The organism is Aquimarina sp. AU58 (assembly GCF_900312745.1).
Lineage (GTDB): Bacteria > Bacteroidota > Bacteroidia > Flavobacteriales > Flavobacteriaceae > Aquimarina > Aquimarina spinulae.
Genome location: NZ_OMPD01000009.1, coordinates 754322 through 767186, shown reverse-complemented (window position 1 = coordinate 767186; position 12865 = coordinate 754322). Strand labels below are relative to the sequence as shown.

The following is a 12865-nucleotide window of genomic DNA, read 5'->3' as shown; positions in this document are numbered from 1 at the left end:
CTAAAAAATTAAACCAAATCTCAACGAACTTAACAAAACATTATCCCGTTTTGAACGGGCGCAAACATACAACCCTTTTTTATTCTGACAAGACCTTTTTAATAAAGTTTTTAAAACTTTTTCTTAAACTATAAAACCAAAAATAAACCTCTCAATGAACGCACAAAACATTATCCCGTTTTGCGGGGGCAAATATAAAAACCTTTTCCTTTCCAACAACACCTTTTCTTAACTATTTTGAAACTTTTTTTTAATGCTCTGATATAACACCTCTTACATAAACATAAAAATCATAGATGGTACTACAGCCCCAGATACAAGGTATCTCAATCTAAACATAGAAATGTTTTTTTTACCCTAGAGAAGTATAATACCATAATATCTAATTGTTCATTTTAAATACGAACAAAGGGTTATATCGTCGATATTCTATTTAATAGAATTGCGCTTAGGTATAATCCTATCCCGAAAATGGTATGCGCAAGCAAGCTTTTTATTCTACCTGTAGCTGGATTTGGTATATCTGATAATGCAATTCCTAACCCAAATGCAGGCTGCATAATAAAAAAAGGAGCGACAATAGTAACAAGACCTATTAAAATCGCAGGTTGAAGAGTTGGATTAGTTAGCCAATTTTTACTGCAAACAAATACCAATAAAAATGCAAATGATATTCCTATTATATAATGTGACAACCAACCTATTATCAATTCATTTTTTAATGAGGGGGAATTAAAGATTTTATCATGAAAGTATTTTCCTTTGGGTATATAACCAACCCAACGACCAAGAAGACTATAATCAAGTGATTTTATGTTAAACAAACTTAATATAAATGACCAAATATCCATTGCAAATGTGGCACCAACACCAATAATTATTGTTTTTAATATCCAATTCATTTTATATCTGTTTTCTTGATTAGTATTAGACGATAAAGAGAGGTAATAAGAGATTATATTAACACACAAAATTAGTACGCATACAGGATGCTGGAGTAGGACAAAATTTTGGTTTACCAGGACTTATCTAAAATTATGTCTAAACACTTTGGGTGAACACCCCATGTGTTTTTTAAAGAACCTGATAAAATAAGATGCATCATCATATCCTAAATCATAAGCTATACTGCTTACTTGATTAGACGTCGCCAAAAGATATCTTTTAGCTTCTAAAATTATATGTTCATTAATTAATTCTGAACATGTTTTACCTAATGTAGATTTAGTGATGGCATTAAGCTGATATAAAGAAAGGTTCATCATTTCAGCATACTGAGCTGCTCGTTTATAGGTAATGCTATGTGTTTCTAGAAGTTCTAAAAATTCTTCGAGTCGTTCTTGTGAATATGGTGTACCGTTACCTCTATGATCTTTTCCTATTTTTCGACTAAGTTCGGTAAGTAATATGCTTAGGTTTGCATTAATTACTTCCTGGTACCCCTCATCCTTATTTGTAAATTCCTGAAAAATGGCTTCTAAAACAGACACTGGTCTTTTAAAACTATTACTATCAAATTGATAACAGTTCAAACTACTTATTTTTCTTAGCAATGCTACCTTTACCCTATCATGAGCGACATAAGAATTGGCATTAAAATTAAGTAAATACCCAGTGCTTTCCTTATTTAATGTAAGCTGATGTACCTGACCTGGGCGAAGAATAAATATAGAATACGCACAAACATCATAAGAAATAAAATCTATTTCATGAAAACCCGACCCTTGCTCCAGTGCAAGTAAAAAGAAAAAATCATGCCTGTGAAGATTTTGGATCATCCGTTTTCCATTCAACATCTTCTTAACATTTTTAATTGCGAAAATAGATTCGTCTGAGTTCACGTTACCTTTTCTTACCGGAATGTCTTGCATTATACGACTCTAAGGATTTAAATTCAACTAGTTTTTTAAAAAAATCACACCATTCATTACAAGCCTATATTCATGCATGGGATAAGAAAATCTCATGTTAAATTAAATTTCATCGAATCTTTCTTATCCCTTGCACAAAAGCTTTGCATCAGAAAAGTACACTAGTACTTTTTCGCACCACTAAGATAATTAAACCGATAAAAACGTAGTTCTGTTTATTTACCTAATTCATTCCAGATTTTCTTAAATCTTTCTAAATTATCTGAAGTTAAATCTTCGTTTGCCATTAGAATCTGTCCAACGTTTGTTTTGGGATCAAACATCATAAAAGCAGATGCTCCTAGATCTGAACCGGTATGCCCTATTTTACCAGATTTAAAATACGCCATAAAAAGTCCGGTATTAGGTTCTCTTGGGCTAATATTCTGAACGTTTTTCCTTTCATCAAAATTCTTAGCATATAACTCACCCCATGATTTTTTAGTGAGCAATGTACTGTTTTTGTTATATCCTTTTATGAGTTCGATTAAGTAAAGAGATAAGTCTTTTATGTTTGTTTTTAAGCTTCCATCGGGATACGTTACACAAGAATAAGGCCGTATAGCCTGATCTTTTTCATCGTATAGTATACTATGTTGCGTACTGTCTATATTCTTATAAAACCAAGCTGTATTATTCATGTTTAGTGGTTTGAATATATGTTCTTCGGTAAATTCATTAAAAGGTTTATCACTAACTTTTTCAATTATATAAGCCGCTAATGCTGCTCCAATATTTGAATACTCATATTGTACTCCTGCTTTCTTTTTCGAGAAGCTTTTCTTTACACTCTTCCTATTATGATTAAGATGCTCATATAGGTATGTTTTTAAAGATATTTTTGGGGAAAACTCATAGGCATATGCAGATTCATATATATTTTTATTATCTATGATTCCTGAGGTATGAGTTGCCAGATGTCTCAATGTAATAATGTTCGAATCGTCGACATGCGGATTAACAATTTTAAAATCCAGATATTCATTAATATCCTTATCCAAATCAAGTAATCCTTTCTCTTTGGCGATCATTAAGGAAACTCCAATAACTGTTTTACTCACCGACCCTATTGGTTGAATTGTATTTTTTGAATACTTCTTCTTTTTTTCTGTATTAGCTAATCCAAATGTTTCAATTTTTAAAACCTCATCCCCATTAACTACAGCGGTAGCATAGCCTGTAAATTTTCTGTCTTGAGATATACAACTCTGGATGCTTAAAAAAGTAATCAAAATAAAAGTAAAATACGATTTCATAATTATTGTTTTTTTGATTGATATATTCATTTTGAAATTACATACTACTCAAACATTACATATCACCCTATCGAGTAATTATTCTGTTGAGATTTGACACAAATAAATATGAAAATGAAGATCTAAACGCCCCAATGCTTCTATTGGCACCTATTTTTAAGATGTTTCCTGAAGTGAGGATTTGAATTGAGAAGGAGATAAACCAGTTTCTTTTTTAAATATTCGATTAAAGCTGGTCTTAGATTTAAAGCCAGATTCGTATGCAATACCCAAAAGTGTGATATTGTTATACTCTGGTGATTTTATTTTTTCTTTGACAGAGGCTACGCGATACTTATTCACATAGTCATAAAATGTAGTCTTCAAATATTGATTTAAAAATGCTGAGAGTTTTTTATCAGAAATTGAAATTGCATTTGCTAATATGCTTAAAGTAAGATCTTCGTCTAAATACTTTTTCTCAACAAACAGTACACGTTCTAGTGATAATTTCAGCATATTCAATTCTTCATCATTTATACGAGACAAGTACTCATTTTTTTTACTCTCTCTATCTTTTTTCTCTGGTGTATTGATTAAGAAATCCGGGAGTAAAATTTTTGACTGTTTAACCCCATAATATCCTAAATATACTATCAATATAATTACCGAAACTAATGTTAAATACGAGGTTTCAAAATTTAATTCTCTAATAGTAGACTCATACAAAGTAAATATGACATCAAGGCAAGAAATCACAAGCACACCAATAAGCATTCGTTTTACCCAACCAAAATCATTTTCAGAAATGTTTGAAAAATTGAGTTTCATGGTTCCTTTATATCTATTAAATAGTTTTAATGAATACAATGTGTAGAAAATAAAATACAACATCAACAAAATACCAAATAGATCCCCATGATCATTGATCACTTTTAAATAGTTAAACACAAACTCTTTCTTAATGATCGAGATCAAAAAAGGAATTGATACGCATAGTAGATAGAGTACTGTAGGGATAAAATGAATGTAGTATTTCCTTATTAGTTTTGTTTTATTTTCAAATAGAGATTTTATATAAACAAATATCAAAGGTCCGGTAAAAAATTCAATAATTTCATTGAACACAAAAGTGCTTAGAAATAAGAATTTTAATTTATGAATTCGTGCATACCCGTGAATAATGTAAAATAGGGTTATAGAAAAAAATAAGAGAAGTAATTGCTGTGGTAATTCTTTGGTTTTAGATTTTATCAATAACAGAAGTATAATAGCATTAATAACAATTCCTGTGGTTAAAAAAAAAGTAATTACTAAATTCATAAACTAAAAATGCTGTAAATTATCTCTAATTATGTAGCGAGTATTGGGTTATTTTACGATTAAACCAAAATAATAATGTCTTTTTAATAATTTGCAAAATGAGTATGTATTATTTTCGCATTACCCTGTTTATCATTACTAAGAATAAATGTAACGGGGCCTTTTGAAATACTATCTTTTACTGCATTTCTATCTCCAAAATACCATACCGCAGCTACCATTGCAGTTTCTCCATAAATTTTTGTCGTAATATCTTCTAACCAGAGTGATTTTTCAGGTTGCTTTCCTCCTTCTACAAAACCAAATCCCAGGTGATGTGGTTTTAGATGTTTGTATCCTATCATCAAACCTTCCTTTTCTGATGAAAAATAGGTAAGATCTTCGGTTTGAAGAAAGATATCGTCTAGCAGATTTAAGTCATAAGTCTCCCACAACTTTAACCATTTATTAATCACATGCTCTGTCCCATTTTGAGATAAAGCTGCTTTCTTATTTTGAATCTCTATTTCATTTTTTTGCATATTGCAAGCAAGTACGAATACAAGGAAAGGGATTATATTTAGAAATTTAAAGTTCATAACCAGAGCTTGTTTTTTTATATGATTAATTGTTCATTATTTGAAATCTTTTTCTATTAACTTCATCTTCTATCTATGATTATGATGTTTTAAACATTCGTTCATATTCTTCTATTTTTGATTCTAGTCGCTTGTTTAAATACTCATTTTTATTATTAAGATGAGATGAAATTAGTTTAGCTTCTTCACAATACTTAATTATTTTGTTTTTAGTCCAATGTTCTGGTGGAGTTTGGAGGTTTGTGATTCGGTCTGCTATTTTAACAATGCCAACTTCTTTTTGCAATTTATTTATACGAATCAGGCTATCCATCATTTTTTCTTCTTTCGATGGTAACTCTTCATCTTTTGTTAGTGCTTTTACGGCTATAGCAATAGGTTCGCCAAATATTTGTTTGATTTCTTCGACATTTGTATCTGTATCTTCAATTGTATCATGAAGGATTGCTGTTTGTATGGCAAAATCTATATCAAATGAAGGATCAAAATTATACGCAAATAACACTTCCATAGCTACATTTGAAATATGCAACAGGTAGTTAGCATTTGTCCCGGGGACTCTTTGTTTGCTATGTTTTTCTCCAGCAAATTTGATTGCTTTTTGATATAGTTCTTGTGTCATAGTAGTTTTATCATATACGTAATGGTTCTATGAAGAAAAGTAATAGGTTTTCACATACTACTTTATTTTATGTTTATTTTCTTTAATCTTCAAAAACAGTACTAACATCTACCCAATACACTTCTCCTTTGATTACTCCTTTCCATCCGCTCTTTGGAGGGTTACTGTATCTTTTTGAAAAGAAAAAATACTTGCCATCTGGTGACATATATGGGCAGAAATAAATCCAATCTTTCTTTAGCGGCTCACCAATATCAAAATGAACCGGAGTTTGCCATTTGTTATTTTCTTTAAATGATATTGCAAAGCCTTTCTCATCTGTATATGTGTTTCCGGTAATCAAATAACTTTCATCGGGAGAAACATAGGTGCCACGTTGGCCTTCTTCAGAATTCACCTCAGAACCAATATTCACTGGGGTATCGAATTTTCCTTCTCCTAGATATTGGGCCCTATAAATATCTCCTTTACCAAGACCACCAGGGCGATTTGATGTAAAATATATACTTCCATCTGCAACAACTACCGGATACGATTCTACATACTTTTCTGTTGATACGGGATATCCAACCTTTGAAGCGATTTGCCATTTCCCTTCAATTTTTTGACTTCTATATATGTCTGGCTTACCTTTTTTCAAACGATCTTCAGGACTAACGCCGAGGAAATACATCGTATTACCATCTTGTGTTATTGATGGATCAATGGCAACAGATTCACTTTCCTGGTTGGTATACATTTGTATAGGTTGTGGTGCAGTCCACTTGCCATTAACAAAATCAGAATGATGTATAATAAAACTACCATCAATAATTCTGGTAAAAAACATTTCGGTAAACGAAGCATTAAATACTGTATTAATTTCTATAGCATCTGTATTCACAAAGGATGAAGCGAATAATTCTGGTGTTATCCCTGGCAGTTTTTCATCTATATAGGAGTTATTCGAACTAATTGGTTTACAATTTTGCAGGACAAAAACGAATGCGATCATTAATAAGAAATAATACCTTCTATTCATATTTTCTGGTTTAAATAATTTATTAACGGCTTTGTATATGGTTGGTTGCGTAGGTTAGGACTAAATTAGTAAAAGAAAACGAACCAAAGGTAAATCCGTAAAGTTTTCTGGATAGACACAAAACAAGTGATTAATTACACCTGCTGTTTTCATGTTTGATTTCAATACGTATTCAGGAAGAATTCCTTATACATTGTGCGACTTAATGATACTATTTCGCTACTTAATAATTCTAAACTAATATTTTATATATTCTGTTGTAACATGCTATTTATTTGTTTTTAAGGGTATAGAAATTCCGAGTGCGAATGCTCCAGCATACTGTTCAACAGTTGGTTGAATGTAATAGGTCAAACCTAAATCTACATTATTATTTCGCCCTAATTCTAATCCGAAAGAGAAAGGTATATGGTAGATAAAACCTCTTTTATCTATATTAGTAAAAGCTGTAAATGTTTCAAATTTTCCCAGAGATGCACCTATTCCAATTTCAACATATGGTGCAACCCAAGGAATTGGCGCTCTAACCCTTACTTTCCCTCCTATCAGAAAGGCTTTAGATTCAGCTTTTTCATCTGTTGGATTGTCATTAAGGTCCTTTCCATTCGAGTTTGTCAAAATTAAACCAGCGTATGGCCTAAGTTCAACCCAAGAAGCGATACTCAGTATATATTCACCTTGAAGAAAAAATCCATCATTAACGATCTCATCAACACTAGTATACGGTGAACTCAATCCATATCCAATTTGAGCATTAATTGACTCATTTTTAACAAATTGCGCTGTAGCTAGATTTGAAGTTAAAATAATTATTAGTAAAATCAGAGTATTTTTCATAATGAATGCTATTAACGTTTAATATACGTGTCATAGCAGAGCAAAATGTTACCTGACTTTTTGATTTTTATGCGTATTGATCCCTACAATCTCTTTGCAGAACGCCCTGTTTTTTTGATCAGTTCCCTATCACTAATAGTATTCCAATTAGTAAAAGAACTATCCATCCCAGGTGTTTTCCTTTAGTGCCTACTAAAACCAAAAGAGACGCCAGGAACATGATATATACGATGGACAGTATTATAAAATCAATACTAGTTGATTTTAGCTCATTGTATTCTACTGAAATTTTGATCAATATCGCCCCGATACACCAGCCAAATACTGAAGCCAAATGCCAGAATAACCAAAATAAAACATACTGTGTTTTAGATTCGGTTCATGCTTTGATACGCTATTCTTTTGTCAAGTCTGATAACCAATACATACCACGAACTGCTGACATGGGAAAAGCTCCACCATGGTTAGCAGATTCAATCACCACAAGCTTTGATGATACATTTGTATAATTTTTGCTTTTCAATATGGAAACAAGACCTTTAGCATGTCCAAGCATACTTTCTTTTTCTAATGCGCCAATTGACACAAAAACATTAGCATTTAACTCTTTTTGATTCAAGGCGGTAATAGGCTCATGTTCATAAATGTATGATCCGTCTAATAAAGCTCCCGGGCTACCAAGAATGTAGTTTTTAAAAGTGTCTGGTTGTACAAATAATATGTATGCTCCAAATTTTGCGCCCATGGAATACCCAAAATAGCTGCGGTTATCGGGGTCAGTTTGATAGTTGTTTTCAACATACTTAATAACATCGTTACGAATGAAATCCAGATGATTACTGGCCTGTCCACGTTGATATTTAGCTTGATGTTCTGGATTACTTGATTTCATTATTGAGTAATCTCGAAATCTACTTGCATGTTCTCCTAATGCACCTAATTTTCCTTTTAGATCTTTTTGCCAGGAAATGCCAACCAAAATAGTGTTTTCCACCACGTGTTCAGCGGAGCCTGATAATATTTCGATGTGCTTCAGGGCATCAGTAAAATAAAGCACGGGATATTTGATGTCACCGTTTTCTGAATATCCCTCTGGTAGCTTAATATAAAGTTCATATTGCCTGTCATTTTTAGTATCCTTTATTGGGATTACCTGTATCCGGGGTAATTCTAAATAAGACTTTTCTACCGTTTGTATCCCATCGTTTATATTATTTTCTTGAGCAAAAACGATGTTGAGTGATAAAACACATGTCAATATTAATAATTGCGTTGTTTTCATGTTTTCTTTCCTTATTATAAATGTGTTAATTTCTCATTGTTTAATATTTCAAAATGTTTGGTAACAATGATATATGTGTACTAGTACACATATACTTATTATGTAATCTTGCACACATATTAATAACCGTTTTTAAAAATACCAAAACGATCCTATAAAGTCTTAATTAAATCCATATCATACAATCTAGCATACTATAATATTCCGCTGTTTTTGATTAGTTTCCAATTACTAATAGTATCCCGATTAGTAAAAGAACTACCCATCCCGGGTGTTTTCCTTTAGTACCTACTAAAACCAAAAGAGATGCCAAAAACATGGTGTATATGATGGACTGTATTATAAAATCAATACTAGTTGATTTCAGCTCATTGTATTCTATCGAAATTTTGATCAATATCGCCCCAATACACCAGCCAAATACTGAAGCCAAATGCCAGGTTGCCCATAATATCCTTAAATGTCTTTCTTTTAATGCTTCGCTTTTTTTTGACGGAACCAAGCTTCCTTTATTCCTTTTGCTATTAAAAATCAAATATTCTCCAAGAATGGAATGAACAATTCCTAAGAGAAAACACAGGATTCCTGCTATACACAAATATGTATTCATTACTTAATTATTAGTGAACTCATCTTAACTTCGGTATTATGTGTTCGTTCTTTATTTTCCTATCAAAATATGATATTCTTTTGGTATTTCAATTCCTCTATATCCATTTGTTAATCCATAAAATAGTACCAGCGTTACCACTACACCAAGTACAAGTATTAAAACAGATTGTCTTTTAGGAGTAATCCCCAATACATTGCTTTTCATTTTGATGTAATGAATAGCCGAAATGTGACCAAAAAACGAAAGTATAGCAAGCCCATAATAGGGTATGAAAAATAGATTTATCGGAAAAGTATTCAACCCTGCTACTCCAAAATAAATATTGGTATCTAAATCTAAAAAAAATCTACCTGCGAATACTGCACCAAGGTGAAATACAAAGAAAATAGCCAGGTATAATCCGCTCCATACTTGTAATTTTTCGAAAAACCCAGTGGTATTTTTTCTCCTTCTTAAAAATAGTCGTATCCCAGAAAAAATCTGAATGAACACTGCTATCAATAAAAGAGTTTCGGCAAAAACATTTCTATAAACCCAACGAAATTTATCCATTAATCGGATGTGCTCCTCTACCCCAAAAAGACTATAACTATGGTTAAACAAGTGAAAGCTTATAAAAATTGTAATTATAACCCCCGAGATATAATGAATTCGTTTCATCATTTTTTTCACAAAGGTCAATCTAAATTATAACGTATCATTTGATTTATATCAAATTCGGTTTTTATGCTTTCGTATTCTGCTTAATGTTTCTTAGTGTGATCCCAATATACGAGGCGATATGTGCAAACGGCAGCTTAGGTTTTGTTTCCATCTCCTATTTTTTCTTTCCAATTAATAAAAGGGAATCTGCTTCCTCAAATTCTGTATAATTCATTATCAAGAGTATTTCAAAATAATCCTCAAAAAAGTCTCTTAATGATTTTTCTGTATGATAGTTTACAAAAAGGCCTTTGAAAATTTCTGAACCTTCTCCTTTCCAAAATGAATGACAAATAATCCCACCTGATTTCAAAATATCATGCTGCCTCTTAATTGAATTTTTAAGCTCACTATCTTTCAAGTGATGCATTACTTTATTAGAGTATATTCCATTATAGTTTTCATCTGTATTTAACGTAACAGCGTCTAAATCAAGAAATCTACCCGAAGGATAGCTTGAAATAAGGTGTTTTAGGAATTCATTAGAATTATCTGAGCCAATAACCTTGTAATCTTTATTAAGGATATTCCAATCAGTTCCTGGCCCTGTTCCAATTTCAAGTAGAGTAGAATCCGAGGGTAAGAACTCTTTAAGTTTTTCAATCAGCTCACCTCCATTCACCTCTTTTGCTAATCTGATATATTCTTCAACAGAATCTTTAGTTTTATAATATTCTTCTTTCATTTTTATTTTCTATATACTACAATACATTAAAGATAAGTGTTGTTGCAGTTTAATCGGTTTAAAATAACCAAATTCGTAATTAATTCTGGTTTTTCCTACCTCCAATTGTAAATCCAATAGACAGTCCTAAATAGCCACTATCTACTGTTCCTATGATTTGGCCACTCGGCAGTTCAATATCTGCTTTCGGGATGAGGTTATATTCTAATCCAAGTCTTGTCTTACCTAATTCAAGCCCTCCTCTTAATAGAAAACCTATCTGGTTATTAACACTTCCTTCTAATACATCTGCAGAGCCAACTGGGGAAACATCGATATAGCTCAACAAATAATATCCTACGCCTATACCTACATAAGGACGATAATTATTTTCATTTAAGTAATAATCGAAAGTTGGTACAAACGAAATGACAGCATTATCAGATTGATCATCAATATTAAATTGACCACTATCATTATTTTCAAATTTTTGAGAATTTAATGCAACCCCGAATCTTAATCCGATAACCTTATTTTCTGAAATTTTAATTTTGGGTTCAACATTAAGTAATAATTCTAAATTTCCGGATTCTGAAAATAGGAGAATCCCAGGTTCTATCCGAAAAGTTATATTACTCTTTTCTTGAGCATTTAGATTGAATAAACAGAATACTAAGATTATAAGTACTAATTTTTGCTTACGTATAAACCAACTCATTTGTTTTGTAACGATTTAAGTTGAAAACGTTTGTTATCTTAAGTTATTGAGTACATCACTCATTATATAGTTATAGCTAATCGTTTGTGTCCTGATTATCTGGAAAAGCCTTTTCAAACCTAGTTTTACTTTCTCCTGTTAAATATTTTTTAGCTAATAGAATTATGGCATCTGGTCCTTTGTTCACCCATTTCACCAGATTCTCATCATTCCCTTTTGCCTCTAATGCGAGCCATACCGCAACTGGCATAGCGCCCCATTTTTTTTTCATAGGACCTCTAGATAGGTTTGCGTGCAAATTGTTTTCTTCTTCCCTTGTAAGGTTTGACTGTGTAGATACTTTAATGATTTTTTCAGTAAATATTGGATATAAATTTTTAAAAGTATTTTTTGATGTCATGGATAAAGAATCTCCTACAGGAAACCATTTAGTAGACATCGAACGATACATCCCAAAACCTTCCATTACGCATTCCCACAAAATCTGATCTTTAAATGTATCGAGTTTTAAGTTGTTTTCCTTTGCCCATTGTTTATGAAGTAAATGTGTAAATTCGTGTGCAAATATACGGTCAATTCGATTGTCATTAGCAGGTTTTTTTGCAGATCCGTATTCTCTGTGTAATGCATTTACATCGAGACAAACAGTTTTATTTTTATAGGTAAAAGCATCATCACCTCCTTGATATCCTAAAAGGATAGAAATGGTGTCTTTAAGTTTGATATTCTGAAAAGGTACTTTTAGTGAGTCTCTAAAAGTATTCCATTTAGTTGCTTTGGATTCAATTAAGTTGATCCAATCTTGTTCTTCTTCTGTTATTTGCTTAATCACATTTGATAGAGAGTCAAGTATAGCAGCATTCTTCCTGCTTGCTAATACATTTTTCCATTCATTAGATATCTGATTAGAGTTAACGCCTAATTTAACCTTTATAACTCTGGTGTCTTTAACTTTACCGATTGAAGAGTCCTTTATTACTTCTTTATCATCTGAAGTAGTTTCTTTTTTCGAGTTTGAGTTACAACTTATTAATAAAATTGAAATAAGAGTAAGGAAGTAAATACTTAAGTTTTTCATTTGATTGATTGATTGATTCTAAATATCAGAGTTTAAAAACTTATTTATGTTACACAATCCTTGTGAATCTTTTTTGATGAATTAGATAGAGTTCACGTTCTTAGAAAGTTATTTGTTTCTTATTTTTTGAGAGCTTGAATACAGAAATCCTATTATAAATTATTACTAACGTTTTGTATAAGAAACGTAGGGCGGTTAATTAATGATAATTTTTTAGATTGGTACTAAATCAAATATAAATATTTCGCTTTTATCATTTTTTTGCAAATGTCTAATTTAAGA

The 12865-nt window shown here is 31.5% G+C and carries 14 protein-coding genes; all 14 read right to left on the bottom strand.

Features of this window, described 5'->3' with window-relative positions; translation table 11 throughout:
* Nucleotides 1–413: 413 nt before the first annotated feature.
* Complete coding sequence (locus DK441_RS09935; RefSeq protein WP_109098579.1) at nt 414–902, bottom strand: DUF2938 domain-containing protein; 489 nt, start codon at nt 900–902, stop codon at nt 414–416.
* Between the two features lie 123 nt (nt 903–1025).
* On the bottom strand, nt 1026–1871 hold the full coding sequence (locus DK441_RS09930) for a helix-turn-helix domain-containing protein (RefSeq protein WP_109098578.1): 846 nt from the start codon (nt 1869–1871) through the stop codon (nt 1026–1028).
* Between the two features lie 215 nt (nt 1872–2086).
* On the bottom strand, nt 2087–3166 hold the full coding sequence (locus DK441_RS09925; RefSeq protein WP_160112031.1) for a serine hydrolase: 1080 nt from the start codon (nt 3164–3166) through the stop codon (nt 2087–2089).
* A gap of 156 nt (nt 3167–3322) precedes the next feature.
* Nucleotides 3323–4468 carry an AraC family transcriptional regulator gene (locus DK441_RS09920; RefSeq protein WP_109098576.1) on the bottom strand — a complete coding sequence of 382 codons (1146 nt, stop codon included), beginning with the start codon at nt 4466–4468 and terminating at the stop codon, nt 3323–3325.
* Nucleotides 4469–4551: 83 nt separating this feature from the next.
* Nucleotides 4552–4989: a hypothetical protein gene (locus DK441_RS09915; RefSeq protein WP_109098575.1), complete on the bottom strand. Its 438-nt coding sequence runs from the start codon at nt 4987–4989 to the stop codon at nt 4552–4554.
* A gap of 136 nt (nt 4990–5125) precedes the next feature.
* Nucleotides 5126–5668 carry an HD domain-containing protein gene (locus DK441_RS09910; RefSeq protein ID WP_109098574.1) on the bottom strand — a complete coding sequence of 181 codons (543 nt, stop codon included), beginning with the start codon at nt 5666–5668 and terminating at the stop codon, nt 5126–5128.
* An 82-nt stretch (nt 5669–5750) separates the two neighbouring features.
* Nucleotides 5751–6689: a PD40 domain-containing protein gene (locus DK441_RS09905; RefSeq protein WP_109098573.1), complete on the bottom strand. Its 939-nt coding sequence runs from the start codon at nt 6687–6689 to the stop codon at nt 5751–5753.
* A gap of 267 nt (nt 6690–6956) precedes the next feature.
* Nucleotides 6957–7526, bottom strand: a complete 570-nt coding sequence (locus tag DK441_RS09900) for an outer membrane beta-barrel protein (RefSeq protein ID WP_109098572.1) — start codon at nt 7524–7526, stop codon at nt 6957–6959.
* A gap of 394 nt (nt 7527–7920) precedes the next feature.
* Nucleotides 7921–8808: an alpha/beta hydrolase gene (locus DK441_RS09895; RefSeq protein WP_109098571.1), complete on the bottom strand. Its 888-nt coding sequence runs from the start codon at nt 8806–8808 to the stop codon at nt 7921–7923.
* Nucleotides 8809–9025: 217 nt separating this feature from the next.
* Nucleotides 9026–9418 (bottom strand): hypothetical protein, encoded by a 393-nt coding sequence (locus tag DK441_RS09890; RefSeq protein ID WP_109098570.1) that lies wholly within the window; start codon nt 9416–9418, stop codon nt 9026–9028.
* A gap of 51 nt (nt 9419–9469) precedes the next feature.
* A complete protein-coding gene (locus DK441_RS09885) occupies nt 9470–10084 on the bottom strand; it encodes a hypothetical protein (protein WP_200822838.1) in 615 nt (204 codons plus the stop codon).
* A 154-nt stretch (nt 10085–10238) separates the two neighbouring features.
* Nucleotides 10239–10808: a trans-aconitate 2-methyltransferase gene (locus DK441_RS09880; RefSeq protein WP_109098568.1), complete on the bottom strand. Its 570-nt coding sequence runs from the start codon at nt 10806–10808 to the stop codon at nt 10239–10241.
* A 79-nt stretch (nt 10809–10887) separates the two neighbouring features.
* Nucleotides 10888–11505 (bottom strand): hypothetical protein, encoded by a 618-nt coding sequence (locus DK441_RS09875; protein ID WP_109098567.1) that lies wholly within the window; start codon nt 11503–11505, stop codon nt 10888–10890.
* A gap of 76 nt (nt 11506–11581) precedes the next feature.
* Nucleotides 11582–12583 (bottom strand): DUF5700 domain-containing putative Zn-dependent protease, encoded by a 1002-nt coding sequence (locus DK441_RS09870; protein ID WP_109098566.1) that lies wholly within the window; start codon nt 12581–12583, stop codon nt 11582–11584.
* Nucleotides 12584–12865 lie beyond the last annotated feature (282 nt).

Coding starts and splice junctions, on each gene's coding strand:
- DK441_RS09895 (WP_109098571.1), bottom strand. CDS start 8,808: ATGAAAACAACGCAATTATTAATATTGACATGTGTTTTATCACTCAAC.
- DK441_RS09875 (WP_109098567.1), bottom strand. CDS start 11,505: ATGAGTTGGTTTATACGTAAGCAAAAATTAGTACTTATAATCTTAGTA.
- DK441_RS09930 (WP_109098578.1), bottom strand. CDS start 1,871: ATGCAAGACATTCCGGTAAGAAAAGGTAACGTGAACTCAGACGAATCT.
- DK441_RS09920 (WP_109098576.1), bottom strand. CDS start 4,468: ATGAATTTAGTAATTACTTTTTTTTTAACCACAGGAATTGTTATTAAT.
- DK441_RS09900 (WP_109098572.1), bottom strand. CDS start 7,526: ATGAAAAATACTCTGATTTTACTAATAATTATTTTAACTTCAAATCTA.
- DK441_RS09870 (WP_109098566.1), bottom strand. CDS start 12,583: ATGAAAAACTTAAGTATTTACTTCCTTACTCTTATTTCAATTTTATTA.
- DK441_RS09925 (WP_160112031.1), bottom strand. CDS start 3,166: ATGAAATCGTATTTTACTTTTATTTTGATTACTTTTTTAAGCATCCAG.
- DK441_RS09910 (WP_109098574.1), bottom strand. CDS start 5,668: ATGACACAAGAACTATATCAAAAAGCAATCAAATTTGCTGGAGAAAAA.
- DK441_RS09885 (WP_200822838.1), bottom strand. CDS start 10,084: ATGATGAAACGAATTCATTATATCTCGGGGGTTATAATTACAATTTTT.
- DK441_RS09890 (WP_109098570.1), bottom strand. CDS start 9,418: ATGAATACATATTTGTGTATAGCAGGAATCCTGTGTTTTCTCTTAGGA.
- DK441_RS09935 (WP_109098579.1), bottom strand. CDS start 902: ATGAATTGGATATTAAAAACAATAATTATTGGTGTTGGTGCCACATTT.
- DK441_RS09880 (WP_109098568.1), bottom strand. CDS start 10,808: ATGAAAGAAGAATATTATAAAACTAAAGATTCTGTTGAAGAATATATC.
- DK441_RS09915 (WP_109098575.1), bottom strand. CDS start 4,989: ATGCAAAAAAATGAAATAGAGATTCAAAATAAGAAAGCAGCTTTATCT.
- DK441_RS09905 (WP_109098573.1), bottom strand. CDS start 6,689: ATGAATAGAAGGTATTATTTCTTATTAATGATCGCATTCGTTTTTGTC.